This is a genomic window from Bdellovibrio sp. HCB288, from assembly GCF_047305935.1.
In the GTDB taxonomy this organism is placed as follows: Bacteria; Bdellovibrionota; Bdellovibrionia; order Bdellovibrionales; family Bdellovibrionaceae; genus Bdellovibrio.
The window spans coordinates 2,008,701-2,034,624 of the sequence record NZ_CP178619.1 but is presented as its reverse complement, the minus strand read 5'-3'; the positions used below and the strand labels follow the sequence as shown (position 1 = coordinate 2,034,624).

Sequence of the window (25,924 nt, the reverse complement as noted above, 5' to 3'; positions counted from 1 at the left end):
CATGTACAAACATCTTTATCGTCGATTTACAGAAGCGAATCCCACCCTGCTCCATTTTGCCAGCCACAGCCATCACTATTGGCCAGACGTGACTCGCGAAGCCCAGCTTCAATACTGGGACGATTGCGCCAAATATGTCGACGACAAATGGTCCCACATCTTTTCAGTCAAGGTTCCTCAAGCTCAGAGACTCATTTCTGAAGTTTTGAATCTGACACATTCCCAGCAAATAGTATTTGCTCCGAATACCCACGAGTTTGTTTTCCGACTAATGAGTTCCCTGGATTGGAATCAGAAAGTCCGGATTCTAACCACAGATTCTGAATTCTACTCGTTCGACCGCCAAGTCAGCCGCCTTGCAGAACTTCCTCATTTTGAAGTTGTGAAAATCCCCACTCTGCCCTTCGACACATTTCACGAACGCTTCGAACAAGCCATGGAATCCTCAGATTGGAATATGATTTTCCTAAGCCATGTATTCTTCAATTCGGGTTTGGTCTGCGATGTTGAAAGACTTGTGAAGGATGCCCCTTCCGATGTTCCTTTTGTGATCGATGGCTATCATTCGTTCATGGCGGTGCCCCTGAACCTGAAGCCCATTCAGGAGAAGGTTTTTTATGTCGCCGGATCTTATAAATATGCACAGGGTGGAGAAGGCTGTTGCTTTCTTTATGTCCCACCAAGCACCCGTCACCGTCCGATGTATACCGGTTGGTTTGCAGAGCTCTCGAAACTGTCAGCGATCGGCAACGAAGTCGGCTATCCGACCGATGCTTATCAGTATGCCGGCAGCACCATGGATTTTTCCGGAATGTATCGATTGATCGCCACTCTTGAAACTTTCAAGGATCAGGGGTTGGACATCACCAGAATTCATACTTTGATTCAGAACAATCAACAGCTGTTTCTTGAGGAACTTGCAAAAGTAAACCATCCCCTGGTGAACCGTCAGAACCTCATCCAGGATAACTTGAAAAATCACGGTCACTTTTTAACTTTCAATCTGCCGTCGACTGATGCGACTTCACAGCTGGTCAAAGAAATGAAAACCCGGGGTCTTATGACGGACTCCCGGGGCTCACGTTTACGATTTGGTTTTGGATTGTATCACGACACAACCGACATCAAGGCCGCGGTCGCTAAAATCTGATTACTCAACTTCTGGAAGGTCAGAGTAAACTGTGCCGGAAGCTGGTTGAGCTTCGTACGTTGGCTGAGACTCTTGGGAAGGCTGTTGTGCTCTTGGAGCAGTGTAAGTGGAATGTCTGCTGCCACCGTAGTTATTAACCAAGTCGTCAATAGATTCCTGAACAATCACTTCGTCTGACTTGCGGGAGAACTCAGCACCATTCGTCACCATATTCTGTGGACGGTAGAATTGATTTGGGCAAGAGCGAACCGCTTCCTCAGCAGTTCTACCCTGTTGTTGAACCTGGTTAAATGCACAATTCAGGAATTGAGAATCTGTACCTGCAGAGCAAACCTCAGCAGCTGTGATGCCTTTTTGTTTTGGCGCCAACTGACTGGTACCCAATGGAAGACCGATAATGGTCATATTTGCCATACAAGCCGCATACCCAAGACCGTCCTCACGAAGACCGGAAAAGCAAGAGCGCTGAACCTGGGCAATATCGGTAAAACCGATACGGGCAAGCTCATTCACACACGCTGAATATTGTTGGGAGTTTTGCGACATGCTTGCAACACTGATGGAAGCACTCAAAGTGACTACAGCTGTTGCGATAAAAACTTTAAATGATTTCATAATTCCGCCTCGTTACGCCCATCAAGGGCTAAAAGTTAGTTTTTCAACACCAACTTACAAAGCAGGATCCAGACCAACCCCAGATTGAAATAAACACACACCCAGCTGTAAACGTCTTATACAGAGACAATCCCCGCCGCCCTGAAAAGTACTTCCCCGCCCATCCAAATAAAAAAGGCCCAGTGAGGGAAGAGAGAGGAACCCCACTGAGCCATAGAACGTTATTTAAATTTGGGCCGTAGACCTATTTAGCTGGCTTCGTGTGAACTGCGAATTTTTCGAACTCGCCGTACTCATGAAGTTTGTTATAAAGAGTCTTGATCGTGATACCCAAGTTGTTTGCCGCTTGAGTTTTGTTACCACCGAAGTGCTGAAGAGCCTTCAAGATGTAACGCTTCTCAAGATCATGCAAAGTCATGTTTGGATCATACTCGATCACGTCTTTTTGAGTCTCAGGGTTTCTGATGTTCTCTGGAAGATCGTTCAACATGATCATGTGACCGTCAGACAGGATCTGAAGGCGCTCACATACGTTTTGAAGTTCACGGATATTTCCTGGCCACTCGTATTTCATCAAAACTTTCATCGCGTCTTCAGAAACTGAACGACCACGATTCAAGTATGCATGCTGAGAGTTATTCAGGAAATGGTTGATCAAAGAAGGAATATCTTCCTTACGACGACGAAGTGGCGGAGCACTTACTACGATCGTGTTGATACGATAGAAAAGGTCTTCACGGAAGTTACCGCGAACAACTTCTTGATCCAACTCACGGTTCGTCGCACAGATCAAACGGATATCAACTTTGATTGGCTCTTTACCGCCTACGCGGAACATTTCGCCTTCTTGGATGAAGCGCAAAAGTTTAGCCTGGATAGCTGGATCCAATTCACCGATTTCGTCCAGGAACAATGTCCCGCCGTTAGCAGCTTCAGCCAAACCGATTTTGCGGTTGTAAGCGCCAGTGAATGAACCTTTTTCGTGACCGAACAACTCAGACTCTAGCAATGTTTCGCGAAGAGCACCGCAGTTGATAGCGATAAATGGTTTGTTTTTACGGTTTGAACGTTCATGGATGGAGCGAGCGATCAACTCTTTACCTGTACCTGACTCACCAAGTACCAGGATGTTCGCGCCAGATGGAGCTACGCGATCGATCATTTTCATCAGGTTGCCCATAACTTCAGAAGTGTAGACGATAGTCTTGTTTTCCATCACTTTGGAAGTTGTGTTTGTATTCCACATGATTTGGTTAGCATTCTGAGAAGAGGGCAGGATCGTAGAATTGTTATCGTTCATGGCTCCACCTTTCGGTAACGTTCTTCTAAAGAGTTTTGGTAGCTGTCTCACTTTGAATGACTCAGTGTGAGACGCTTCCGACGCATTGAGTTATAACCTTAGTCCTGTACCTTTTTCAATAAAAAAAATGCATGGCGTTATATTTTTTTTATCCACCATGCCCGGAGCCGATACTTCAGGGTGCTTATGAGCAAGGCTTTTCAGCTCTCTAAAAATATAGATAAGTATTTGAAATACATGGCCTTTGTTAAATCGGCCTCGCCCCTTACAATCAAGCACTACACCCTCGATTTGCAGCAGGCCTTCGAGTTGGACAAAAACTCACAATCCGAGAAAAACTCATGGTCTGAGGCCGAATTGATGGGGGCAGTCCGGGCTGCTTTCAACCGTTGGGCCTCCCTATCTCTGGCTTCCCGGAATCGAAAAGCTGCCACTTTGAAGAGTTTTTTCCACTGGGCCTACGAAGAGGAGAATCTGCTGGAGCGGAATCTCGCGATTCAAGTGATATGCCCGAAAGTACCCCGTAAGTTACCGCACTTTTTGAGTGTCGATGAGGTCTTGGCGGTCCTTCACACTTTTGATCGTGAACATCAAGTGCCCTTGAACGAAAAAGTATTGTTCTTGCTTCTTTATGGTGGAGGACTGCGGATCAGTGAAGCCTGCAACCTGCGATGGGAGTCTGTGAACATCGCGCAGAAAACTTTGCGTGTCCTGGGCAAGGGAAACAAAGAGCGTATCGTGGCAATACCTGGCATGACGGTTCAGGCACTGCAACGTTGGAAAAAAGAGTGCGGCTTTGATGACTTTGTATTTGGTGAAAAACCACTGGTACAAAGAACCGCCTACGAAATGGTCCGCAAAAGCGGGCAACGTGCCAGTCTTTTAAAGCCGCTACACCCCCATGCTTTAAGACACAGCTTTGCAACTCATCTGCTATCAAGCGGAGCGAATCTGCGCACCCTTCAGGAAATGCTTGGTCACGAAAGCCTTCAGGCGACAGAAAAATACACTCATTTGGGAATTGATCAGCTGGCTCGCACAATGGAAGCGCTTCATCCTTTGGGCAAGGGCAAATAGAACCAGCCCGGCCACCGAACAACACATACAGCCTCAAGTCCAATGCTGAATTACGCGTTGATGGTCACTCTAAGAATATTAAAATTTATCGTGAAAACGAAAAAATAAATATTCTCCCGGAGGTCCTTCTTGAAACGAAAAGATTCCGCAGCCAATTCTACTCATGAAAAATCTCAACCCACTCCAGATGTGTTACCTCGTCCCGATTTTCACTTTACCGGCAGTATTGGACGCACAGTATTTGATTCGGATGCCGCCCTGTTTCCTCAGCAGATCAAAGCCCCCCATGGAGCTCCGAATGTTGTTTTGATTCTTTTGGATGATGCTGGCTTCGGTCAATTCAGCACTTTCGGAGGAGGAGTCCCTTCGCCAACGGTTGATAAACTCGCTGCTGATGGGCTTCGATACAACATGTTTCATACGACAGCTCTGTGCAGTCCTACCCGTGCCGCCTTAATCACTGGGCGCAATCATCACTCGGCATCTTTTGCTGGAATTACCGAAACGGCCACTGGCTATGACGGGTACACGTGCATTCTTCCCAAAGAATGCGGAACCGTAGGTGAGGTTCTTAGACAAAACGGATATATGACAGCTTGGATTGGGAAAAATCATAACACCCCTACTTGGGAAACCAGCGCGGTTGGTCCTTTTGATCGTTGGGCCAATGGGCTCGGTTTTGATTATTTCTATGGTTTTAATGGTGGGGACATGGATCACTGGAATCCAGTCTTGTATGAAGACCATAAACTCGTTCCTCGCTCTGATAATCCCAACTATCATCTCACAGAGGACTTAGCAGATAAGGCAATCACCTGGGTTCGAAAAGCCAAATCTATCGCTCCAGATAAACCTTACTTTTTATATGTAGCTCCCGGCGCAACTCATGCTCCCCATCACACTCCGAAAGAGTGGCTGGAAAAATTCAAAGGAAAATTTGATATGGGATGGGATAAGTACCGCGAGGAAACCCTGGAACGACAAAAGAAATTAGGCGTTGTGCCTGCGGAAACAAAACTGACGGAAAGATCAAAAGGTCTTCCGGCCTGGGACTCGCTCAATTCAGATCAGAAAAAACTATATGCTCGCATGATGGAAATATTCGCCGCCTATGGTTCTCACTGTGATCATGAAATGGGCCGAGTGATAGATTCAGTCAAACAGCTTCCCGATGCCGACAATACACTTATTATCTATATAATCGGCGACAACGGCTCCAGCGCAGAGGGGGGATTGGGTGGTTCTGTGAATGAGAACGTGTTCTTCAATGGCCTGCCTGAAAAATGGGAGGACAATTTAAAAGTCATTGATGAGCTGGGGGGCCCGAAACACTTCAATCACTTCCCATCATCATGGGCTCATGCCATGAACACGCCGTTTCAATGGACCAAACAAGTTGCCAGTCATTTCGGTGGAACTCGAAATCCGATGGTTATTTCCTGGCCAGACAAAATTAAAGACAAAGGTGGATTGCGCAGTCAGTTTTTGCACGTGATCGACATTGTACCGACTATTTATGAATTCTGCGGAATCACCGCGCCGTCAGTTCTAAACGGTATCCAGCAAAGACCCATCGAAGGTATCAGTTTTGCGTTTACAGTGGATGATGCAAAGGCAGCTTCGAAAAGAACAACTCAATACTTTGAGCTCGCCGTTAACAGAGGACTTTATCACAATGGCTGGATGGCATCCTCGGCATCCTTTGTACCATGGGAGCCCAATCGCAACGAAAAAGATTTTGATCCAGATAAGGCAAAATGGGAGCTGTACAAAATCGATGAGGACTTTTCGCAAGCAAATGATTTAAGTGAAAAACATCCTGAGAAACTTCGCGAGCTCCAGGATTTATGGTGGGTAGAAGCTTCCAAGTATCGCGTGCTTCCACTCGACTGGCGCGGAACCGTTCGTTTCAGCGATGAATTGACCGGGCGTCCAAGTCTAACTCAAGGACGTAATAAAATGGAATATTACGAGGGAATGGTTGGCCTGCCAGACAGCTCTGCACCATCCATCCTAAATAAGTCATGGACGATCAGTGCAAATATCGAAGTGCTCGACGACAAAACAACGGGAATGATCATCACCCATGGCGGTAATGGCGGTGGGTACGGACTTTATATGCAGCAAGGGAAAGTCATATTAGTCTATAACTATCTGTCTCTGGAAAGAACTACGTTCACATCACAAACGGTCTTGCCTAAGGGCAAACACACCTTGGTTGTCGATTTTAAATATGACGGAGGCGGTTTGGGAAAAGGTGGCACCATCAAAATTGCAGCGAATGGAAAACCGTTGGCTGAAGGTCGCCTGGAAAAAACGATCCCACTAAAAATGTCGATCATTGAAGGACTTGATATCGGCATGGATATAGGATCACCCGTGGATTTTACTTACGAATTGCCATTTAAATTCACAGGGAAAATTGAAAAAGTGACTATAGAGTTAAAACCGGAGGCGGCCGCAACTCAAACCAAGAATGAGACAACAAAAACTCCCACCTCAGAAAGACCTGCGGATCGAGAGCTTTAGATAACCGCGTGAGCAATGTAATAGCGAACCATGTTTTCGACGTTGTTCAATTCCTCGTCGACGACCTGACGATATTCCAGTAAGGAGTTTGTATCCGCCAAATTTGTTCTAAGAAATGGTGCCATCCAGGGCTCTGGTTGAATCACGCCCTGCTGAAGCAGGAAGCGCAAATAGAAATGCATTTTCAAAACCAAAACATCTTTGGCGTTTTCAATTGATTTTAAAGTGTGCCCCAATAGATTGAACAAAAAATCGGAATGCTTGTCGCCCTCTTGGGATACTTTGGATACGCAATCCAAAACGTGCAACGCGAACTCCAGGTGATCATAGTCCTGACGAATTCCGGCGAAGTCATTGATCAACGAGGCTTCCTGCAGGGTATTCAGTTTGCCTTCTTCAGTGCTTTCCTTGTAAGTGAACGTCACGAAGTGAGTGGGCTCCAGAATTCCGCCACCAAAACGTTTTTTACTTTTCAATGCTCCCCGGGCAATAAAGGACCATTTCTCACCTTGCGGAGAGATCGCGTGCAAAATCAAGTCGGACTCGCCGTACTTCATTTTTCGTAAAATTATGAATTTATCCTTTTGCTGGGACATTCCCCATATCTAAACGGTCCAAGTCTGCTCTTCAAGCAGTTCTTGGTAACTTTCGCGCAATGCCTTCACAAACTGAGGATTCTGCAGGATCTGGGGGCCTGCGATCAGCATTCCGCGCAAGGTTTCATTGGTGGGCTTTGGTTCCCACCAGGACGAAAACATTTTAACTCCGGACCAGTGACACATGTTGGTGCTGTCAACTTCGCACCAACCCTCTTTATTGCTCAGTCCCAGTTTGGTGAAAGTCTTTTCCGCCAGAGCCTCGGCGCTGGTATCCTTAAAAATGACCACTGCACGATCAAACAAACGTGACTGTTCGGCAGTAAAATAAGGTTCAGCAAAGTCTTTTAAAGAAGTTTCAAAAGCGCCTATCAACGCGGCATTCACGCTGCGACCTTCCGCAGATACAACAGCCTCCTGCAGGACCTCGGCGTGATTCCATTCCATGCTTTGTACCATCATCGGTGGACAACGAAATCGTTCCCCCAACACGGCAACAGCAAGCTCCGGAGATAGAGAACACAGTCTTACTGAGTAAGGACGGATTTGTGACTTATCGTGAAAGTGATTGGCATGGGAAATTCGGAATGAGTATATACGTTTCTCATTTAGAACTTTATCCAGTTCATCGACGAAGGGATATAACTCCCCGGTGACCGGATGATCCTCGGCAAAAACCACGAAATTCGTGTCTTTTTTCAGACCATCAGCCCATGCTCTTACATCCTGCAGCTGCAAATGCGAGAGCAGATTAACTTCGTAAGTTTCTTTGTAATAATACGGCAGAAGATGATCGAATACTGAGGTTTGCCCTTTGATATAACCGATTGCTTTTTTATGAGCCATGAATTGGGCGCTGCCTTGAGTGACCTCAAACACAGCCTGGGCGATACCTTTATAGGCACGAACTCGCAAAGGATCAGGCAATCCCATTTGCGTTTTCAAAGAGTCATTTAGTTCGTCCCAAGATTCCGGTCGCACCACATCGATGTACATATAAAGAAGCTAGCATTGATTTTGCCAAATGACTTTGGGACAAAGGTCTTATTTACCCATTGGTTTACGAAAAAAAATAAACTTTTATCTTCGCCTCATCCTCGTCCTAGAGAAGCTCACGAATAACAAGGCGCTTCAATCAGGCCCTTCAACTGTCTTATAACGACACCTGAGGCGTTCAGCCACGAGCGGCATAGGGAATTATGTATCGAAAATATTGCAGCTCTGTTAGATTTTAAGGCAGAGGTACAAATGACAAAGAAAAAAATTGAATGGCCGGTTGCCCTCTTTTTGACCCTGAATCCACTGGTCACATTCATTCTATTGCCAATTTATTTCTACACTCACGGGTTCGAGTGGGGAATTGCCCTGTTTGCCTTGGTTTTTGCTGCTGCAACCAATCTAAGCATCACGGCAGGCTATCACCGTCTATTTTCACACAAAAGCTACGATGCTCACCCTATTGCCAAAGCGATCTTTCTTTTGATCGGCGCTTCTGCATTCCAAGGTTCGGCGTTGAAATGGTCTTCAGATCACCGCCGTCACCACACGCACATTGATGGCGAAAAAGATCCTTACAACATCAACGAAGGTTTCTGGTATGCCCACATGGGTTGGATGTTCTTTAAGGATTCCGTGGATCAAAAAATCCAGGCACCAGACCTTGAGAAAGACTGGATGGTACACTTCCAGCACAAGTATTACGGCTGGTTGGCTATTGCCACAGGCTTTGTTGTTCCAACTTTGATTGGTGCAGCGATGGGCTCATGGTTGGGTGGCTTGGTGATCGCAGGTGGACTAAGAATCTTCCTTACTCAGCAATCAACTTTCTTTGTGAATTCCCTATGCCATACGTTGGGTAAACAAACATACTCCAAAGAGATCTCTGCACGTGACTCCTGGTTCGTGGCGGTTCTGACTCATGGTGAGGGTTACCATAACTTCCACCATAAGTTCCAAATCGATTACCGTAACGGTATCAAGTGGTATCACTGGGATCCAACTAAATGGGTTATCAAAACCTTGAACGTTATGGGATTGGCTTACAAACTTCGCCAGATCTCCAACGTTGAAATCCTGAAAGCCCGTTTGCAGGCTGAATCTGCAGAGCTTAAAAAAGTGGGCATGGCGGATGAGCACTTGGCAGTGATGAGAGAAAAAATCATCGAGGCACAGGCGAAAATCAAAAAGCTTCGTGAAGACTACGAACAGTTCAAAGCGGATGCCGCACGCAAGCGTGAGGAACTGAAAGAGGCTTACGATCTGAAGCTTGCAGAACTTCGCCACGAAATTGAAGTTGCCCACATTGAGTTCCAAATGGGCATGAAAATGTGGAAACTCCACTTACAAAAAGTCTAAAAAGAATCTCAAAGCCCGCATCCAGCGGGCTTTTTTTTATTCCCTCATACAAATCAATAATAGATTTACGTCCAGAGTTTGCAGTCCAACAACGGGACTAATTGGTTTTCCGTTTATTCCTCCAAGATAATTGAATTTATCAATGTCTTACCGAGAGGAACATTCATGGGCGAGTCGGCATTACAACAAGAGAACTTCAGCGTCGATAAGAACGCACAGCTGCGATCCATCAGACAGGACCGCAGCCTTCTGACACCACAATCCTTTTTCCTAAACTTTGACAAATTCAGAGCTCCCCTTCACGACGTAAGCATCTTTGGCTGCTCCATTGTCGTGACACCCGAAGAACTTCCCATGGTTCAAGAGCTCATCAAAGCGAACCTCTCCACCTCCGGAGCCGTTCACTTCAAGGACTCTCACCTGCAATCCCTGCAGGTTCGCTGGACCCAGTCAGAGCGCCTGGCTGACTCAAAAAATGGCGAGATCATTATCGGCCTGGACATCATGAATGAACCTTTGAACGTCGAGCTGATCAAAGCTCACGAAGCTGCCCATCAGGCCATGGAAGAGCAAAACAATTACTCCCATGCGGTGGCCCAGCTCCCCGTGGAGTTCAAAGTTTTCATCTATGAGCTGCGTGATTTTTTGGCCAACTTAAAGCCTCGCATCGACCGTATTGAGGAAAGCAAACCCCTTCACGACTTCCACAAGGAAATGGAGTTCCGTAAAGCCGTGGCTGAGGCCTTTGCCAAGTACATGAACTCAGCACTGAGTCCCAGCTACCCGCTTATTCCCGGTCTTTTGAAAGGCATGAGCAAGTTCCAGCTGAAATGGGCCATGAACTTTGCCCGGGAGCAAATGGGACCGCTACTGTGGGGCGCTCCGTTCGCTCATCGCGCCTACCACAAGCCACGGGGCTATGCCGGCGACTACGAAATGATGAATCAGCTTTACCGCGATGAGGTCGTAGGCAAAACGTTGTACGATCAATGCATTCACAAGTACTTCGTGGAAGACGCATCCGGAACCGCTGTCCGTAACCGCAGTCAGTATCTGGCAAAAAAGATTCGTGAGCTTTTCCAGGACACGCCTGCCGAACAGAATTTAAAAATCATGTCCATCGCCAGCGGTCCCGCAAAAGAACAGCAGATCTTCCTGCAAGACTGTCCTGAATTCCTGGACCGCCATGCAGAGTTCACGTGTGTTGATCAGGATGAGGAATCCCTGAAGCATGCTCACCGCCAACTTAACACCATTGATCGCAAAGTTCAGTCGGGTTTCGGCTTCAAGTTTTCCAATCTGGCAATCAAGAATATCATATCCCAGGGGTTCCCACAGAAAGACTATGATCTGATTTACACTGCAGGCTTGTTTGACTACTTTACAGAACCTATTGCGCGCCGAACTGCTGAGCGCATGCTGGATGCGGTAAAGCCCAACGGGAAAATCATCATCGGAAACTTCTGCGCGGAAAACTACAAATACGGCCCCTTCCTGGAACTGTTTCTTGATTGGCATTTGATTTACCGTACAGAGACTGATTTGCTTCGCGTCTTCGATGGCCTTGGTTCGAAAATGTGGGTTGAAAAAGAGCCTCTGGGCGTGAATCTTTTCATCGTTATTCAAAAGTAAATTTCATTCGCACTCTTAACGTTAAGTGTTCTGATTCTGTCAGGGACAGGACACTTTACGTCACCAACTCTGCCTGTCTCAGTTTGAGACAGCGAATTCGACTCTAAGATACCGAAATCACATATGACTTATTGGCAATGATCTTGCTCCTCCAAAAAGGTGAGGAGAATCATGCCTATGAAATGGACTAACACTATATTGAAATTCAGCTTGATTGCCACATGTGGAGTCACTGTAATGACGTCCTCCAATAGAGGTGCTTTTGAACTTATAGACATGGCGTCCTCTAAGTATGTTGAAAAAATATATCCTCTCCAAACTGTGGAAAAGAGCGCCCCAAAAGCAAAGAAAACTGCACCCAAATCCACTCCTTCGACTCCGGTAGCGAAAAAAGCCAAGGCTTCAAAAGCAGCCGAAGAATCTCTCTCAAAAGCCGCAGTTCAAAAAGTTGACAGAATGAATAAAGTGAATGATCTGCTTGCATTCAGCAGAGGCGACACCGCAGATGCAATTTCTTGTAAAAACTGTTCAAAGGCGAGTGACTTTGCAGAGATGCGCTTTAATCAATGCTCCCCAAAAAACAACTATATGGAAGAAGCCCTTGAAAGAAAGAAAACAAGCGCCTCTTACCTGGGAGCCCTGATCAGAACTCCAATTAATAAGAAACCCATCATCCGTCCGGTTTGCATCGAAACGGCCATGTATCTGCAAAGTGCAGCTTCGGGTCCGGTGGTGGACTATAAAACCTGCTCTGGTGGCAAATCCAAGAACGCCCCGGCCCGTCCTTGCGTGAGTGAAAACTACTTTACTTTGGTTAACAACAGCTTTGAAGTCGTCTCTCAATGTATGAAAAACTATATTGGTGAAGGCGAATCCGTAGCGGCTCAAAAACAAAATATCCGTACAGTGTTTGGTATGATCACGGTTGAGTCCGGCTTTCACGTTAATATCATGTCCAAAACTGGAGCCGGTGGTATCGGTCAATTTACTCAGCCGGCAATCAGTGCCGTTAATAAAATGATCTCAGAAACAGAAGAGTATCTAAAGTCTCATCCGGACGCTCGCTGCCACAGACTTGCCAATGAGTTCCTGGCTGAAGATAAACGCATGGGTGCAAAAAACTCCTGCGATCGTATCTCCATCACGGAAGGAAATCCTGTAACCAACATGATCTACACTTATGCGGCTCTTAAAGAAGCCACTGACTACTTCGACAATAACGTTTTCAACGACTCCAAAATGAAAGGCAAGTTTGCACTTTCAGCGGATGAACTTGCGAAGATCAAACGTGCGACTATGGTTTGGTCCCACAACACGGGTTACGCAGGATTGAAAACGCCGTTAACCAAGCTGCTTACGACCAAGTATGCGAAAAAGAAAGTCACAAATGCTGACACATTTTTGGCGGAACTTCGGGAATACGCACGTTCCTACCCTAATAAAGGAAATGCAGGTTCCAGCGCGCGAATCAAAGAAACTGCCAACTACTATGCAAAAATCCAAACCAAGCTTGACCTGGTTGAGGATGGTGCAGCGGGGGGCTCATGCTTAAACTAATCTCTTCATTTTTATCCGTCATTTTACTTGCGCCATCATTGTCCTGGGCATTGAGCGATTCCTACAGCAAGAATCTGATTGAAAAGTCTGTGGCTTCCATTGAGGCCTCCACGGATAAAGGCCAACAGATGAATTTGGCCCGGGAGTTCAAACAGCTGGTGATTCAAAGAGCGGATCAGATTGGCGAGGCGTCACTGACCAATAAATCTTATGATGCAGAGTCATCTGAGCTGGTGGATTTGATCGTGGCATTGGATCGCGCCACTATTAAGAAATCCACAAAAGCCGAATGCGCCAAGGCTTTGAATGGACTTCTGACTGATGCCGGAATTGATAATGTCGAAGAAACAGCAACACAATCCTGGAATCAGCTGCAATTTTCACTGCCCGGCAAAGTTTCAGAATTTGAATTTACGGCTTTCCGAATTTTGAAAGCTATCTGCGAGTAATTAGTCCAACGAGAACTCTTTCATCACCTGGGCCGCAATCGGATTTTCAATTTTTCGATTCGCGGCCATCAACCAGATTTCCTCATAAACACCTTTCAGGGTTCCAAGTACAATCAGCTTTCCATCCTTCGTCAGTTTTTTGGCAACAGCATCTGCCACGGGAATCAACCCAACCCCTTCTGCCCCTAACAAGGTCTGCAGACTCGTGTCCTGAATTTCCGCCACCTGATCCACCTTGATTCGATTCACCTTGAAATAGTGATCGATCTCCCGGCGCAATCGACTGTGTACAGTTGGAACCACGAAGGGCTGCCCCTCAAGGCTTTGTGGAAAGTTTTTCTTAAGATGTTTGAATTTCTCTGATGCGCAAACGACAACGGGAAGCTTCGCGATGGATTTCGAGTACACTGATTGAAAATCCACACTGGGAATATAGTTCGACAACAATAGATCGACATGATGATTCTCAAGCTCCCGCAAAAGCTGATCACCAGCGCCTTCGACAACCGATACATTGCAGTTTCCGGCTTTATAGGCTTGCATGATCACTTTGTGGGTGATGTCCTTTGGCACACTGTCCAGCGCGCCGATCTGAACGTGCACACGGTTATTTTGCAACCGATCCTGAAGGACCTCCACCATTTCCGCACCCAGATTGAAAACCTGCTGCGCGTACTCAAAAGCAATCCGGCCGGCCTCTGTCATATGCAATCTTTGTTTAGATCTTTCAAAAAGGCGCTTCCCTAATGACTCTTCCAGCTGCTTCAATTGAGTACTAAGTGTGGGCTGACCGACGTTGAGCTTCTCTGCAGCCTTGGCAATGCTGCCTTCCTGAGCAATCGTATAAAAATACAGCAGGTGGTGGTAGTTAAGCCATTGTGAACTTTGAGTTTTAAGATCGGCCGCCAAAGTGACTCCTTCGTTAAAAACGAATAACTTGTTATAGTTTATCTATTTTTAAGAAGGTAGTATATCGTGTACATTGACAGGATTAGTTAAGGAGAGATTTTACTTTGGATCAGACTTTATTATTTCCGTTTGCAGATTATTGGTGGTTTTACCTAGGATTCCTCGTTTTCGTTATCGGTATGTTGGCCTTGGACTTGGGAGTTTTCCATAAGCACTCCCATGCAGTTGGCTTTAAAGAAGCCACAGCGTGGTCCATTGCCTGGATCTCGTTGGCATTGGTATTTAATGGAATTCTGTATGCCTACACGTTATTCAAGTTTGGCGACCAAGCGATAGCCAATCAAGTCGGATTGGAATTCCTGACCGGCTATGTGATTGAAAAGGCCCTGTCGGTCGATAACATCTTTGTGTTTGTGGTTGTGTTCGGATTCTTTGGAATTCCAGCCAAGTACCAGCACCGTGTCTTGTTCTTTGGTATCATCGGAGCCTTGATCTTCCGTGCGATCTTCATCGCTTTGGGTTCAATACTGATGCAATACCAAGCTGTGGTTCTGATTTTTGGGGTCTTCTTGATTATTACTGGTATCAAGATGATGTTCCAAAGCGAAGGCTCAGTGGATCCATCAAATAACTGGTTGCTTAAGTTCATGCGCAAGCACATTCGCATCACAGATCGCATGCATGAAGATCACTTCTTCGTTACTCAGAACGGCCTTAAATACGCGACGCCGTTGTTTGTGGCATTGATCTTCCTTGAGTTTACGGATGTTATTTTCGCCGTGGACAGCGTCCCTGCGATTTTTGCCGTAACTAAAGAACCTTTAATCGTGTTCACTTCCAATATCTTTGCGATCCTGGGATTGCGTTCGCTGTACTTCCTGTTGGCTGGAGTCGTCGACAAGTTCCACTTGTTGAAATATGGCCTGGCATTCACGTTGATTTTCGTGGGCTTGAAAATGACTTGGTTGAACAAGTTGTTTGGCGGTCACTTCCCAATCGGTATTTCTTTGGCAATTATCGCTCTTTTCATCGGTGGATCGGTGGCTTTGTCACTTCTATTCCCACAGAAAAAAGAGAACGATTCGACCAAATCCTAAAGGGTCATTGGTTGCCCGCCACGCGATTCGTAAGTCGTGATGGTGGGCGGAATGACCGCATATTTTGGCAGAAGCCCGAAGAATTCTTTCGTGTAGGGCTTTTCCAAATGAGAGTTCAAATCCTCCCAGCTCTTCCAGGTCTCAATAAACATGAACACACCTGGCTCCAACGGATCTTCATAAAAATCGTAACTTAAACATCCTTTGTCAGCACGGGCGGGATTGACCATTATTGCTGCTAAACCAACGAACTCGGCCTCCCGGTCCGCCTTCACTTGGATTTTGGAAGTCATCACAATCATAAATTTCCTCCCCGTTTTGTTAGTTTATCAGTGTTGGCAAGAATTCGTCTTGGTGAACCGGGATTTTCTGCTAAAATGAATTTATGAATAAACGCCTGTTCTTTGCCTTGAACGCGACGGATCCTCTCTCGACAACCTTCTTGCCGACTTACAAAAAATTGCGAATCAATGCGGATCAAAAGGAAATGGTCATCAAGTGGGTCCCCTTGGACAACTTCCACGTCACCATCAGCTTCCTTGGTGATTGTCCTGAAGAGAATATCCCAGCCTTAGGTCTGGCTCTGCAGGAAGCTTGCGCACAGACGCAACCATTTCAATTGAAGATCGAAGACATGGGGGCCTTTTCAAATGAACACGATGCCCGAACTTTATGGTTGGGTGTTCAGAACAAAAAATGCCTGGGTGAGTTCAAGGATCTGTTGGATGGAATATTGAAAGAACGCGGTCTTCTGACTTTTATTGATCAGCGCGAGTTCAAACCGCATTTGACGATCGGTCGCCTGCGCAATCCCCGCAGTGTCAAAGACATGCTTTCACCATTCAAACGCAAAAGCTTCGGCAAACTGCAGGTGAATGAAATCGTACTTTACGAATCTAAATTGGCTGGAGCCTTCCCGGTTTACACTCCGGTGTTCCGGGCCGAACTGACAGGGAAACCTGCAGAGGAAGAATTAAATTCCCCGGCCGTATAGGTTAACGATCGAGCGGCCATGTGCAAACACCATATACAAGCGGCCGGAATACATTTTCTTTTCACGTGGCCAGAAGAACGTGCGAACCGTGCACTTCTGTCCCACTGGAAGAGAATCCGGGCAGTTCGTGGAAGCATTAAACCAAGAGCCGGCAATTAAAAGCTTTTTTAGCTCCAATGGTTCATCCCCGGCTGAAGTTACCGTAAAATCGACATACTTGCGGGAATTCACAAACGTCGCTCCGAAGTCGAAGCGATAATATTGATCCTGCCCCATCAAAGACAATGGCTGCATCATTTCAATTTCAGCCTGCGGCTGGGCAAATGAACAAAGAGGAAGAAAGCCTACTAGTAATGCGACAAAAATGTTTTTCACTGAAACCCCCTATCCCAAGCGTACCGCTTGGGACGAGAATCGAGAATAGAAAATCGAGGGGAATCAGGAGAATTATTTAACTGGCAGAATTTTTTCCAAGGGGCGGCCGATGGTGGCTTTGCTGTTGGTAACCAGAATTGGGCGTTCCATTAGTTTTGGTTTTTCCGCCAGGTTTGCAATGACTTCTTCTGCGTTGCTTACATCGAAGGGTGCTTCTATGAACAGGGACTCTTTGGTGCGAACCAAACTCGACACCGGAGTATCGAGTTTTCCGATCAGTTCGCGAAGTTCTGCTTCATTTAAGGGATTCTCCAGATACTTCCGAACCTCGAGGCCACTCTCGGAACGAAGAGCCTCAACGGCCTCGCGGCTTTTGCTGCAGCTGGGATTGTGAAGCAGAACCCTGGACATGCTTAGCGAGCCAACTCTGCTTCGATGGCTTTAATTACCGTCGGATCTTCAGGAGTCATGTCGGGAGCAAAACGCGCAACCACGTTGCCGTTTTTACCAATCAAAAACTTTTCAAAGTTCCACATGATTTCAGACGGCCCACCGGAAAGAAGACCGTGCTCTTCCAGAACGCCTTTTAGTTTTCCATCCGGAACCTGCTGCGCTGTTGGCTGCAAAGAAGTCAGCTGTTTGTAAAGCGGATGCTGCCCTTCGCCCTTCACCACCATTTTTGCAAAGACCGGGAACTTAACGCCAAATTGAGTGCGGCAGAATTCCTGAATTTGTTCATTTGTGCCAGGCTCCTGCGCGCCGAATTCATTCGCCGGGAAACCCAACACATGAAAACCTTTGGATTCATATTTTTGGTGAACCTTTTCAAGTCCCTCGTACTGCGGGGTCAATCCGCATTCTGAAGCCACATTAACTACCAATAGAACCTTGCCGCTGTAATCAGCCAAAGTTGCTTTCTTGCCGTCTGCTTTGTTGAATTCGATTTGATTGAGTGTGCTCATGGGATTCCTTTCGCTCGGCATTTAGACCGACCACTGTATGAATGTTCTAAGCATACTAGATGGAGTGCTGCCATCAAACAGTAATTGTTGAAGTAAAACCAAAGCGCCCCTAATATCTAAGAGCAGGGCTCACAATGCGGGATCCCATTTGGAGAATTTATGAAGTTTGTTAAAGTCACACGCGGTTACGAAGTTATACATCTGAATGTGGACCACATTCACTTCATGTCTGAAGCAGAGAAAAATACCGATGAAGGCAGAGCTTGGGTGACGACTATCCGTTTCAGCCTTGAGCCCCACGATAAAATCGAAGTCAAAGAACGTATCGAAGATATTCTAAAACAACTGTCCTAAGTCCTTGCTAATTGATCCGTAATATCTACACCCGCTACGGGTGTGGATATTACAAATAAAAAAAGGACCGGGTTTCCCCAGTCCTTCAAACTTCCATTTTCGATTGTCGATTTTCGACAAGGGATTTTTAGATCCCTTGTTTATGTCTTTCTTCATCATCAACGTGCGTCTGGATACCACCTTTAAGATTCGGACGGTAAGCCAAGTGGTTGATGTCGTAAATGAACTGACCACCGTTCAATGCCGGAGTTTGCCACTCAGGCCCCAAACGGATCGCGTCCACTGGGCAGGCTTCTTCACAGAAACCGCAGAATACGCAACGAAGGATATCGATCTCATAAGCGATTGGGAATTTCTCGACCGCTGGATCGTTATGTTCAGCCGCAACGATTTTGATACATTCAGCAGGACAGTTCGTCGCGCACAACATACAAGCTGTGCAACGAAGAGATCCGTCTTTCTTAACTGTCAAAACGTGATTACCTTTGAAGCGCGGAGAATAATCATTCATTTGCTCCGGGTAGTTCAAAGTCATCATTTTTTTGCGGTTCAAAAGATTGCCTACCATGTGTTTCATGGTCACAGACAAGCCACCCAATACACCCGGCAAGTACCACTTGGACTTTTCGGAGTTATTTTGCATTACGCTCATAGGCTACCTCTTCTGAATACAAACTCGTTCTTTTTACGTGCTTCCAATTCAACTTGGTCAGGACGTTGATTTGTTGGCATGAATGGAGCCATCATTGGCATTGCCAGGTTTTTACCGGACAACAACAACGCCGCTTCAGTCACAGTCAAAGCTTCAGAAACCACATTCGTCACTTTTTTGATCTTTTGTTCAAGACCTGAGTGATTGATGAATGTGCCGTCTTTTTCCACGAACGTTTTCATCGGAATGATCCAAACGTTTCCTGTCAAAGCCGTCAAAGCCTCGTTCTTACCTGCTTGCATCCAGATCAAGTTCTGAGCTTTGGAAAGCTCTTTCAACTTCTCATTGTACTCTGGGAATACCGCTTGGTTTTCCGGACCGGCAACAACCACAGTTTTGATGGAACCGTTAGCAAGACCTGCAGACAAGTCAGTCCAAGTTGCAGTGATGCCGTATTTTTCCATAACTTTCAGCAGGCCTTTGGTGTTTGGATTTTTATCTCCGCGAGATAGCAATCCGTCAAAGCTGTCGAAAGTTTCTTTGTTGTTGATCCAGAAGAATACTTTTTTAGTTTTGAATTCTTCAACGAACGTCTTGATGATCGCTTCGTACTCTTCAACAGTGTACTGGGCAGTCAACACCAGCGCCAAAGCATCGCCTGAAGTACTTTTCAATACTTCGCTTGCGCTCTTGGCTGCCGCACCTGGAGCCATTTCAGTTCCGCGAGCAATACCTTTCAAAAGGCGTGCTTCACGATTAACGAACTTATAGGCATTACGACCGCTGTCGCACATCCAGTGACCGTTTACTTGTTCATTGTAAACTGGTTTGATACGGAAAAGACCTTCCTTGTTGTAGTACACCTTGATGTTACAACCTGTGGAGCAACCGTTACAAACGCTGTCGCCATCTTTTAGATACCAAACGCGCTGACGGAAACGGAAGTCTTTGGAAGTCAATGCACCCACTGGGCAGATATCAACTGTATTCAAAGAGTACTTGTTGTCCAAAGGCATGCCATCGTGAGTACCGATTTCAGTTCGGTCACCACGGTTGAACAGACCCAATTCGTTTGTTTTGGAAACTTCCTCCGTGAAACGCACGCAGCGAGAGCACAGGATACAACGTTCAGAATCCAGAACCACTGTCGGTCCCAAATCCACAACTTTGTGCTTTTTAACTTTTGCTTCGGCCATTTCAGGATCGTACTTACCGTACTCCATGTACTGGTCTTGCAATCCGCACTCACCAGCCTGGTCACAAATAGGACAATCCAAAGGATGGTTGATCAAGTGGAAGTCCAGACCCCACTTAACAGTGTCTTTTACTTTTTCAGACGTGTTATTGATCTTCATTCCTTCAGTAACCATGGTGTTACAAGCGATCTGTACACGTGGATTTCCTTCGATCTCCACAACACACAGACGACAAACACCAGCTACGCTCAATCCCGGATGCCAGCAATAGTGAGCGATACGATCGCCCGACACTTGCATCGCTTCGATGATCGACGTGCCTTCTTTTACTTCGACTTCTTTGCCATTAATGGTGCATTTCGGCATATGTCGTTCCTTTTACTTTCGAGCGTCCTTCACGGACATAGAATTCAAATTCATCTCTAAATTTAGTTACAAAGCTTAGAACCGGTAAAGCAGCAGCGTCTGAAAGAGCGCAGATTGTTTTACCTTTCATGTTGTCAGCGACTTTGATCAACAGGTCGATATCCTGAAGACGGCCACGGCCCTCAAGGATCGAGTGAAGGATCTTATCCAACCAACCCGTACCTTCACGGCATGGAGTACATTGACCGCAGGATTCGTGAGCATAGAAGTGAGTCAACACGCCCAACATATCAACCATACATTGAGAGTCGTCCATTACGATCACCGCACCGGAACCAAGCATTGTGCCCAGACCTGCAAGGGATTCGTAATCAAGGTTCGCTTTTCCGCACTCTTCAGCTGTCAAAACCGGAGCAGAAGAACCGCCCGGGATGATCGCTTTCAGTTTACGACCCGGCTTCATACCGCCGCACTCTTTGTTGATCAGATCAATCAAAGGGTAACCCAGTGGTACTTCGTAGTTGCCAGGCTTGACCACGTTACCAGATACAGAGAACAACTTAGTTCCTGCAGATTTCTCGGTACCGTGTTTGCGGTAAGCTTGAGCGCCGTCCTTAATAATATAAGTAACAGCGGCCAAAGTTTCCACGTTGTTCACGATTGTCGGTTTACGCAAGTAACCTTGAACCGCTGGGAATGGAGGTTTCAATTTTGGCTGGCCTTTCAAGCCTTCCAAAGAGGAAATCATGCCCGTCTCTTCACCGCAGATATACGCGCCGGCACCACGGTACACATCAAGGTCAAAGTCGAAACCTGAACCCATGATGTTTTTACCAAGAAGACCTGCATCGTAAGCTTCTTTGATCGCTTTATTCAAAACGTCGATCGGGTAAACGTATTCACCACGAACGTAGATATAACCTTTGTGAGAACCGATTGCGAAAGCAGAGATAATCATACCTTCGATCAATTGATGTGGAGCACGCTCCATCATCATACGGTCTTTGAATGTTCCCGGCTCGCCCTCATCGGCGTTGCACAGCAAGTAACGAGGTTCGCCATTTTTAGGCAAAAAGCCCCATTTCATACCTGTCGGGAAACCCGCACCACCACGACCACGAAGACCGGAAGCCTTCACTTCGTCGATGATTTGTTGCGGTTGCATTTTGAAAGCCTTAGGCAAAGTTTCATAACCGCCTTTAGCTTTGTAACCAGCAAGAGTTTGGTATTCCGGCAAATGATAGTGCTCGGATAGAACTTTAATCTCAGCCATTATCTCATACCTCTCAACAAGTTCATCGCTGATTCAGGAGTCAGCTTCTCGTGATAAGTGTCGTTCACTTGCATCATCGGAGCTGTACCGCAAGAACCTAGACATTCAACTTTGGACACTGTGAAGCGGCCGTCAGCAGAAACTTCGTTGTATTTCACACCCAACTCTTTGCAGATGTGGTGAGCCATCTCACGTCCACCTTCAAGAGCGCAGGAAATGTTCGTGCAAACCTGAACGTGGTACTTACCCACCGGTTTTTGGTTGAACATTGTATAGAATTTGAAAACTTCATTGATACGCGCTTCAGGAATATCCATCACTTGGGACAAGTGACGAATAATATCCGGCGTGATGAAGCCGCTATTTTCTTTTTGAGCAATATAAAGACTTGGGATAATCGCAGACTCTTTCGCCTCGTAGCGAGCAAGTTCTTTTTTAACGTTAGCCAAGCCTTGTTCAGAAAGTTTAAACATTTATGTTTCCTCCGAATTGGACCTAGCGGTCCAACTCTCCCGCGATCAAGTTCATCGAAGCTACAGTTGCGATTGCATCGGCCAACATCGCACCTTTAACTACCGTCGGGAAAGACTGATAGATAGCGAAGCATGGTGGACGAACTTTCAAACGGTATGGATTCGCAGAACCGTCGCTGACCAGATGGAAGCCCAACTCACCGTTGGCTGCCTCTGTCGCGTCATAAACTTCGCCTACAGGTGGACGAAGACCTTTGATCACAAGCATGAAGTGATTCATCAGACCTTCGATGTTTCCGTAAACGTCTTTTTTCTCCGGAAGCACGATACCTTTATCGCGGATCGTGTAGTCACCTGCAGGAATGTTTTTACAAACCTGCTCGATGATACGAATGGATTGGCGCATTTCCTCGAAACGAACCAAATAACGATCATAGATATCGCCAGTTGTTCCAACCGGGATGTCGAAATCCAATTGATCGTAACCATAATAAGGAGTCGCTTTACGCAAATCCAGGCTCACACCAGAGGCACGAAGCAACGGACCTGTGTAGCCCCACTGAATTGCGTCTGCAGCGGAAACCGCGCAAACACCACGAGTACGCTGGATGAAGATTTTATTATCAACAACCATTCCCGCCATTTCGTCAGTTCCACGGCGTAGCTCTTTACAAAGAGTCAAAACTTCGTCGAACCAGCCTTCCGGAGCGTCCTGAGCCATACCACCAACACGAGTCATGGACACTGTCAGACGGGCACCGCACAGTTTTTCAAACAAGGTATAAACTTGTTCACGCAAACCGAACATATAGAAGAAGGAAGTCAAAGCACCCAAGTCCATCGCACCAGTACCGATTGCAATCGTATGGTCAATAACACGGGAAAGCTCAGCAAGGATAATACGCATTGCTTGTGCTTTTGGCGGAATTTCCACGCCCAACAAACGCTCTACAGTTTTGCAGTAACCGATGTTGTTCATCGGAGCAGAACAGTAGTTCAAACGATCTGTATACGGGATCACCTGATTGTACGGATGAGTCTCTGCCATTTTTTCGAAGCAACGGTGAAGGTAACCGATTTCGTTGTTACAACGAACGATTGTCTCCCCGTCCATCTCAGCCATCACACGAAGAGTTCCGTGCATTGCTGTATGGGCCGGACCGATGTTCAAAGGAACATACTTGTCATTCAATACGTCACCAGGAGAACCCGGCTCGTTATTGAAGTGAATTGGCATGGATGCCGTACAAGCTTGTTGGTGGTCCGCTTCGTAATCTTTGCGCAGTGGATGACCCACGAATTGGTGGTGAGTCAGGATACGACGCAAGTTAGGGTGACCTTCGAATTTGATACCGAACATGTCGTAAGCTTCACGCTCAAACCAGTCAGCACCGCGGTAAGCTGGAATTGCAGTACCAACAGACTCACCCTCACCGACTTGAGTTTTTACGCGAAGACGCGTGTTATCTTTTGAAGAGAAAAGGTTGTACACAACGTCGAAACGTTTTTCGCGTGTAGGATAATCGACACCGCAGACATCCATCAGGAAGTCGAACATGCCGGACTCACGCAAGTACATCATCAAATTTGGGATGTCTTCCTTAGGCACTTCAATAACATCATCACCAACAGAGTTGGAGAATTTGAAGTTCGCTACGTTAAAGCGTCCCGCTAGGTTTTGTTTAATTGAATCAAGCTTGCTCATATGGGCTCTTCCAGTTGTCCTTCCAAGGACGAGGTGTGTGATCACCGATCATTTTTTGCAAAGCCATGATACCGTCCATCACCGCTTCTGGTGTCGGAGGGCAACCTGGGATGTAAACGTCAACAGGGATTACTTTGTCCACGCCTTGAAGAACGTGGTAAGCGCGGTAGAAACCACCGGAGCTTGCACATGCGCCCATGGCGATCACGTACTTCGGCTCAAGCATTTGTTGATAGATACGAACGATGACTGGAGCCATCTTTTCTGTGATCGTACCTGCGACAACAAGAAGATCCGCCTGACGTGGAGAGAAGCGCGCAACCTCGGCTCCGAAACGAGCAAGGTCATACTTCGGTCCCATCACCGACATGAATTCGATACCGCAACAAGCAGTACCATAAGGCATTGGCCACAACGAATTTTTGCGACCCCAAGCTACGATGTGATCGAGCTTCGTGGTGAACGCAATATCGCGCGACATATCGTCCGCTGCTTGAGTTCCGAGTGCGGAACTCTGCACTTGATCTTTGTGCATAAATACACCTCTGCAATTTCAATTAGCTATCATTAAGTAACTAACGAAAAACCTTAATCCTGACAACTAGATACTCATTGTAGACCCGTGTCTGCACATCTTCAACGCGCCTCAACAAAATCATGAGTACACGCAAATGAAATTGATTATCCTCTCGCCAGACAACAAACTCTACTTTCGACCCAAATTCAGTCGAGAAACCAAACTGCTCGATTACATAACAAGGATTGTTTTGAAAGGAGTTTTCATGAAGAAGTTGGCCGTGTTTACCGCATCAGCCGTTCTTGCATTCGCGATGGGCGCACAAGCCCAGCACAAAACCCAGGATTTGCTTATTAAACTGGCACCTGGTTATGACAACGTCGAACTTTTCGGAGCAAAAACCGAGAAAATCACTGAAAACCTGGTTCGCGTACGCGCTCCCAAATCCATGAGCCTGAACAGCTTGGTTAAAAACCCGGCGATTGAGTACGTTCAACCCAACTACCCAATCCGTTTGCTGGAAAGCTATCAAATCCAAGACCCATTGCGCCGTGCCGCTTTGGCAAAAATGTTGCGTCGCAACCCACAACCTGCGGCCCTGGCGATCAAGGACAACCCAGAAGTTCCTGACGCTCCGCAATCAACTTCGGGCGCAGATCCACTTTTCAACAAACAATGGGGCATGAACAACATTGGTGTCGTTGAAGCTTGGAAAGTGACAAAAGGCAATCCTGAGATGGTCGTGGCTGTGATCGACACAGGTGTTGACTACACACACGAAGATCTATTGCCAAATCTATGGAGAAATCCAAAAGAAATTCCAAACAACGGCAAAGACGATGATGGCAATGGCTACATCGACGACGTTGTTGGCTGGGATTTCGTTTCAAACGACAACAAACCTTATGACCTTTCCATGGAACCACTAGACATCCTTTTCAAAGGTGGCAACCCAGGTCACGGCACACATTGCGCAGGTAACGTGGCGGCTCGTGGCGATAACGGCAAAGGTGTTGCTGGCGTGGCTCCGAATGTAAAAATCATGTCTTTGCGTTTCATCTCTGAAAAAGGCGGCGGCACAACTGCTGACGCAATCAAAGCGATCAAATACGCAGTTGATAACGGCGCAAAAATCATGAGCAACTCTTGGGGCTCTGAAGGTGAAGATCCAAATGCAGGCGCAGAGAACAAAGCTTTGCGTGATGCTGTTCAATATGCGCAAGACAGAGGTGTTTTGTTTATCGCTGCCGCTGGTAACGGACACAAAGGTATTGGTTACGACAATGATAACGATGCAGCTCCAGCTTATCCAGCGAGCTACCCACACGATATCATCGTCTCTGTTGCAGCTATCGACGTGAAAGACCAATTGGGTTCATTCTCCAACTGGGGCAACCGTTCTGTTGATATCGGCGCACCAGGCGTGGTTGTTTACTCTACGACTGTGTTCAACAACTACTCAGATGTTGTGATCGACAAAATGGGTTTCAAAGCGACTTGGGATGGAACTTCAATGGCCACTCCACACGTTGCAGGCGCAGCAGCTCTTTACTGGTCTGCTCACCCAGAGAAATCATGGCAGGATGTGAAAGCTGCGATCCTGGGTTCAGCGAAACCGATCCCGGCATTGAATGGCAAAGTGACTTCCAACGGCAAACTTGATGTTGGCGCACTTTTAAAATTCTAAGAAGTAACAAATTTTAAAATTTGAAAAGGGAGCTTCAAGCTCCCTTTTTTTATTCCCTCGATTACTGTTATTCAACAGGTGCCAGCGGTCTTTCCGATACGTAA

General features: G+C 46.5%; 26 protein-coding genes. 11 read left to right on the top strand and 15 right to left on the bottom strand.

From position 1 onward, the window contains the following. Position 1 precedes the first annotated feature (1 nt). Positions 2-1,150 (top strand): aminotransferase class V-fold PLP-dependent enzyme, encoded by a 1,149-nt coding sequence (locus ACLVWR_RS09910; RefSeq protein WP_413580533.1) that lies wholly within the window; start codon positions 2-4, stop codon positions 1,148-1,150. On the opposite strand, the gene ACLVWR_RS09905 is transcribed toward ACLVWR_RS09910, so the two are convergent. Together ACLVWR_RS09905 and ACLVWR_RS09900 are read right to left on the bottom strand one after the other, a co-directional pair. Next, entirely contained in the window at positions 1,151-1,765 is a 615-nt protein-coding gene (locus ACLVWR_RS09905; RefSeq protein WP_413580532.1) for a hypothetical protein, read from the bottom strand. Between the two features lie 244 nt (positions 1,766-2,009). After that, positions 2,010-3,065, bottom strand: a complete 1,056-nt coding sequence (locus ACLVWR_RS09900; protein ID WP_340599017.1) for a sigma-54 dependent transcriptional regulator — start codon at positions 3,063-3,065, stop codon at positions 2,010-2,012. Between the two features lie 186 nt (positions 3,066-3,251). Here ACLVWR_RS09900 and ACLVWR_RS09895 point away from each other — a divergent pair, with 186 nt between their 5' ends. Both ACLVWR_RS09895 and ACLVWR_RS09890 read left to right on the top strand, forming a co-directional pair. Then, positions 3,252-4,142 (top strand): tyrosine-type recombinase/integrase, encoded by an 891-nt coding sequence (locus tag ACLVWR_RS09895; protein WP_413580531.1) that lies wholly within the window; start codon positions 3,252-3,254, stop codon positions 4,140-4,142. Between the two features lie 129 nt (positions 4,143-4,271). Continuing rightward, a complete protein-coding gene (locus ACLVWR_RS09890) occupies positions 4,272-6,671 on the top strand; it encodes an arylsulfatase (RefSeq protein ID WP_413580530.1) in 2,400 nt (799 codons plus the stop codon). On the opposite strand, the gene recO is transcribed toward ACLVWR_RS09890, so the two are convergent. Both recO and ACLVWR_RS09880 read right to left on the bottom strand, forming a co-directional pair. Next, on the bottom strand, positions 6,668-7,267 hold the full coding sequence (gene recO / locus ACLVWR_RS09885; protein ID WP_413580529.1) for a DNA repair protein RecO: 600 nt from the start codon (positions 7,265-7,267) through the stop codon (positions 6,668-6,670). The genes ACLVWR_RS09890 and recO overlap by 4 nt on opposite strands. A 9-nt stretch (positions 7,268-7,276) precedes the next feature. Then, the gene (locus tag ACLVWR_RS09880; protein ID WP_413580528.1) at positions 7,277-8,263 is read right to left on the bottom strand and encodes a hypothetical protein; all 987 of its coding nucleotides are present in this window, start codon (positions 8,261-8,263) and stop codon (positions 7,277-7,279) included. Between the two features lie 252 nt (positions 8,264-8,515). On the opposite strand from ACLVWR_RS09880, the gene ACLVWR_RS09875 reads away from it, so the two are divergent. The 4 genes from ACLVWR_RS09875 to ACLVWR_RS09860 all read left to right on the top strand — a co-directional run bounded on the left by ACLVWR_RS09875 (position 8,516) and on the right by ACLVWR_RS09860 (position 13,260). Continuing rightward, positions 8,516-9,622 (top strand): fatty acid desaturase, encoded by a 1,107-nt coding sequence (locus ACLVWR_RS09875; RefSeq protein WP_413580527.1) that lies wholly within the window; start codon positions 8,516-8,518, stop codon positions 9,620-9,622. 165 nt (positions 9,623-9,787) lie between these two features. Then, entirely contained in the window at positions 9,788-11,254 is a 1,467-nt protein-coding gene (locus ACLVWR_RS09870; protein WP_413580526.1) for a class I SAM-dependent methyltransferase, read from the top strand. 177 nt (positions 11,255-11,431) lie between these two features. Further along, positions 11,432-12,811, top strand: a complete 1,380-nt coding sequence (locus tag ACLVWR_RS09865) for a hypothetical protein (protein ID WP_413580525.1) — start codon at positions 11,432-11,434, stop codon at positions 12,809-12,811. After that, a complete protein-coding gene (locus ACLVWR_RS09860; protein WP_413580524.1) occupies positions 12,799-13,260 on the top strand; it encodes a hypothetical protein in 462 nt (153 codons plus the stop codon). The genes ACLVWR_RS09865 and ACLVWR_RS09860 overlap by 13 nt, the downstream gene beginning before the upstream one ends. On the opposite strand, the gene ACLVWR_RS09855 is transcribed toward ACLVWR_RS09860, so the two are convergent. Further along, positions 13,261-14,169, bottom strand: a complete 909-nt coding sequence (locus tag ACLVWR_RS09855) for a LysR family transcriptional regulator (RefSeq protein ID WP_340599001.1) — start codon at positions 14,167-14,169, stop codon at positions 13,261-13,263. Positions 14,170-14,273: 104 nt separating this feature from the next. Here ACLVWR_RS09855 and ACLVWR_RS09850 point away from each other — a divergent pair, with 104 nt between their 5' ends. Continuing rightward, positions 14,274-15,266, top strand: a complete 993-nt coding sequence (locus ACLVWR_RS09850) for a TerC family protein (RefSeq protein WP_340599000.1) — start codon at positions 14,274-14,276, stop codon at positions 15,264-15,266. Here ACLVWR_RS09850 and ACLVWR_RS09845 read toward each other — a convergent pair. Then, the gene (locus ACLVWR_RS09845) at positions 15,263-15,568 is read right to left on the bottom strand and encodes a putative quinol monooxygenase (protein WP_413580523.1); all 306 of its coding nucleotides are present in this window, start codon (positions 15,566-15,568) and stop codon (positions 15,263-15,265) included. The two genes, ACLVWR_RS09850 and ACLVWR_RS09845, sit on opposite strands and share 4 nt — an antisense overlap. 83 nt (positions 15,569-15,651) lie before the next feature. Here ACLVWR_RS09845 and thpR point away from each other — a divergent pair, with 83 nt between their 5' ends. Then, on the top strand, positions 15,652-16,260 hold the full coding sequence (gene thpR, locus ACLVWR_RS09840) for an RNA 2',3'-cyclic phosphodiesterase (protein ID WP_413580522.1): 609 nt from the start codon (positions 15,652-15,654) through the stop codon (positions 16,258-16,260). Here thpR and ACLVWR_RS09835 read toward each other — a convergent pair. From ACLVWR_RS09835 to ACLVWR_RS09825, 3 genes are all read right to left on the bottom strand, one after another. Continuing rightward, entirely contained in the window at positions 16,240-16,635 is a 396-nt protein-coding gene (locus tag ACLVWR_RS09835; protein ID WP_413580521.1) for a hypothetical protein, read from the bottom strand. The genes thpR and ACLVWR_RS09835 overlap by 21 nt on opposite strands. Before the next feature lie 72 nt (positions 16,636-16,707). Then, positions 16,708-17,046, bottom strand: a complete 339-nt coding sequence (locus ACLVWR_RS09830) for an ArsC/Spx/MgsR family protein (protein WP_413580520.1) — start codon at positions 17,044-17,046, stop codon at positions 16,708-16,710. A 2-nt stretch (positions 17,047-17,048) separates the two neighbouring features. Then, positions 17,049-17,597, bottom strand: coding sequence for a glutathione peroxidase (locus ACLVWR_RS09825; RefSeq protein ID WP_413580519.1), 549 nt, complete (start codon positions 17,595-17,597; stop codon positions 17,049-17,051). Between the two features lie 159 nt (positions 17,598-17,756). Between ACLVWR_RS09825 and ACLVWR_RS09820 the strand changes: the two genes are divergently transcribed. Continuing rightward, a complete protein-coding gene (locus ACLVWR_RS09820; protein WP_340598994.1) occupies positions 17,757-17,951 on the top strand; it encodes a hypothetical protein in 195 nt (64 codons plus the stop codon). Positions 17,952-18,078: 127 nt separating this feature from the next. On the opposite strand, the gene ACLVWR_RS09815 is transcribed toward ACLVWR_RS09820, so the two are convergent. Genes ACLVWR_RS09815 through ACLVWR_RS09790 form a run of 6 tightly spaced genes read right to left on the bottom strand, consistent with a single transcriptional unit; the run spans position 18,079 to position 24,097 of the window. Further along, positions 18,079-18,603, bottom strand: a complete 525-nt coding sequence (locus ACLVWR_RS09815) for an NADH-quinone oxidoreductase subunit I (RefSeq protein ID WP_340598992.1) — start codon at positions 18,601-18,603, stop codon at positions 18,079-18,081. Continuing rightward, positions 18,600-20,165, bottom strand: a complete 1,566-nt coding sequence (locus tag ACLVWR_RS09810) for a 2Fe-2S iron-sulfur cluster-binding protein (RefSeq protein ID WP_413580518.1) — start codon at positions 20,163-20,165, stop codon at positions 18,600-18,602. Before ACLVWR_RS09810 ends, ACLVWR_RS09815 begins: the two co-directional genes overlap by 4 nt. Next, positions 20,146-21,438: an NADH-quinone oxidoreductase subunit NuoF gene (gene nuoF / locus ACLVWR_RS09805; protein ID WP_340598989.1), complete on the bottom strand. Its 1,293-nt coding sequence runs from the start codon at positions 21,436-21,438 to the stop codon at positions 20,146-20,148. The genes ACLVWR_RS09810 and nuoF overlap by 20 nt, the downstream gene beginning before the upstream one ends. Further along, positions 21,438-21,911, bottom strand: coding sequence for an NAD(P)H-dependent oxidoreductase subunit E (locus ACLVWR_RS09800; protein WP_340598987.1), 474 nt, complete (start codon positions 21,909-21,911; stop codon positions 21,438-21,440). The genes nuoF and ACLVWR_RS09800 overlap by 1 nt, the downstream gene beginning before the upstream one ends. A gap of 22 nt (positions 21,912-21,933) precedes the next feature. Then, positions 21,934-23,616 (bottom strand): NADH dehydrogenase (quinone) subunit D, encoded by a 1,683-nt coding sequence (gene nuoD / locus ACLVWR_RS09795; RefSeq protein WP_413580517.1) that lies wholly within the window; start codon positions 23,614-23,616, stop codon positions 21,934-21,936. Beyond that, complete coding sequence (locus tag ACLVWR_RS09790; RefSeq protein ID WP_340599376.1) at positions 23,603-24,097, bottom strand: NADH-quinone oxidoreductase subunit B family protein; 495 nt, start codon at positions 24,095-24,097, stop codon at positions 23,603-23,605. Before ACLVWR_RS09790 ends, nuoD begins: the two co-directional genes overlap by 14 nt. Positions 24,098-24,398: 301 nt before the next feature. Here ACLVWR_RS09790 and ACLVWR_RS09785 point away from each other — a divergent pair, with 301 nt between their 5' ends. Continuing rightward, positions 24,399-25,820, top strand: coding sequence for a S8 family serine peptidase (locus tag ACLVWR_RS09785; RefSeq protein WP_340598985.1), 1,422 nt, complete (start codon positions 24,399-24,401; stop codon positions 25,818-25,820). Positions 25,821-25,924 lie beyond the last annotated feature (104 nt).

What these genes read in the sequence shown, in the direction of transcription:
- ACLVWR_RS09910 (WP_413580533.1), top strand. Translation starts at nt 2, where the DNA reads ATGTACAAACATCTTTATCGTCGATTTACAGAAGCGAATCCCACCCTG.
- ACLVWR_RS09905 (WP_413580532.1), bottom strand. Translation starts at nt 1,765, where the DNA reads ATGAAATCATTTAAAGTTTTTATCGCAACAGCTGTAGTCACTTTGAGT.
- ACLVWR_RS09900 (WP_340599017.1), bottom strand. Translation starts at nt 3,065, where the DNA reads ATGAACGATAACAATTCTACGATCCTGCCCTCTTCTCAGAATGCTAAC.
- ACLVWR_RS09895 (WP_413580531.1), top strand. Translation starts at nt 3,252, where the DNA reads ATGAGCAAGGCTTTTCAGCTCTCTAAAAATATAGATAAGTATTTGAAA.
- recO (WP_413580529.1), bottom strand. Translation starts at nt 7,267, where the DNA reads ATGTCCCAGCAAAAGGATAAATTCATAATTTTACGAAAAATGAAGTAC.
- ACLVWR_RS09880 (WP_413580528.1), bottom strand. Translation starts at nt 8,263, where the DNA reads ATGTACATCGATGTGGTGCGACCGGAATCTTGGGACGAACTAAATGAC.
- ACLVWR_RS09875 (WP_413580527.1), top strand. Translation starts at nt 8,516, where the DNA reads ATGACAAAGAAAAAAATTGAATGGCCGGTTGCCCTCTTTTTGACCCTG.
- ACLVWR_RS09870 (WP_413580526.1), top strand. Translation starts at nt 9,788, where the DNA reads ATGGGCGAGTCGGCATTACAACAAGAGAACTTCAGCGTCGATAAGAAC.
- ACLVWR_RS09865 (WP_413580525.1), top strand. Translation starts at nt 11,432, where the DNA reads ATGAAATGGACTAACACTATATTGAAATTCAGCTTGATTGCCACATGT.
- ACLVWR_RS09860 (WP_413580524.1), top strand. Translation starts at nt 12,799, where the DNA reads ATGCTTAAACTAATCTCTTCATTTTTATCCGTCATTTTACTTGCGCCA.
- ACLVWR_RS09845 (WP_413580523.1), bottom strand. Translation starts at nt 15,568, where the DNA reads ATGATTGTGATGACTTCCAAAATCCAAGTGAAGGCGGACCGGGAGGCC.
- thpR (WP_413580522.1), top strand. Translation starts at nt 15,652, where the DNA reads ATGAATAAACGCCTGTTCTTTGCCTTGAACGCGACGGATCCTCTCTCG.
- ACLVWR_RS09830 (WP_413580520.1), bottom strand. Translation starts at nt 17,046, where the DNA reads ATGTCCAGGGTTCTGCTTCACAATCCCAGCTGCAGCAAAAGCCGCGAG.
- ACLVWR_RS09825 (WP_413580519.1), bottom strand. Translation starts at nt 17,597, where the DNA reads ATGAGCACACTCAATCAAATCGAATTCAACAAAGCAGACGGCAAGAAA.
- ACLVWR_RS09820 (WP_340598994.1), top strand. Translation starts at nt 17,757, where the DNA reads ATGAAGTTTGTTAAAGTCACACGCGGTTACGAAGTTATACATCTGAAT.
- ACLVWR_RS09815 (WP_340598992.1), bottom strand. Translation starts at nt 18,603, where the DNA reads ATGAGCGTAATGCAAAATAACTCCGAAAAGTCCAAGTGGTACTTGCCG.
- ACLVWR_RS09810 (WP_413580518.1), bottom strand. Translation starts at nt 20,165, where the DNA reads ATGCCGAAATGCACCATTAATGGCAAAGAAGTCGAAGTAAAAGAAGGC.
- nuoF (WP_340598989.1), bottom strand. Translation starts at nt 21,438, where the DNA reads ATGGCTGAGATTAAAGTTCTATCCGAGCACTATCATTTGCCGGAATAC.
- ACLVWR_RS09800 (WP_340598987.1), bottom strand. Translation starts at nt 21,911, where the DNA reads ATGTTTAAACTTTCTGAACAAGGCTTGGCTAACGTTAAAAAAGAACTT.
- nuoD (WP_413580517.1), bottom strand. Translation starts at nt 23,616, where the DNA reads ATGAGCAAGCTTGATTCAATTAAACAAAACCTAGCGGGACGCTTTAAC.
- ACLVWR_RS09790 (WP_340599376.1), bottom strand. Translation starts at nt 24,097, where the DNA reads ATGTCGCGCGATATTGCGTTCACCACGAAGCTCGATCACATCGTAGCT.
- ACLVWR_RS09785 (WP_340598985.1), top strand. Translation starts at nt 24,399, where the DNA reads ATGAAGAAGTTGGCCGTGTTTACCGCATCAGCCGTTCTTGCATTCGCG.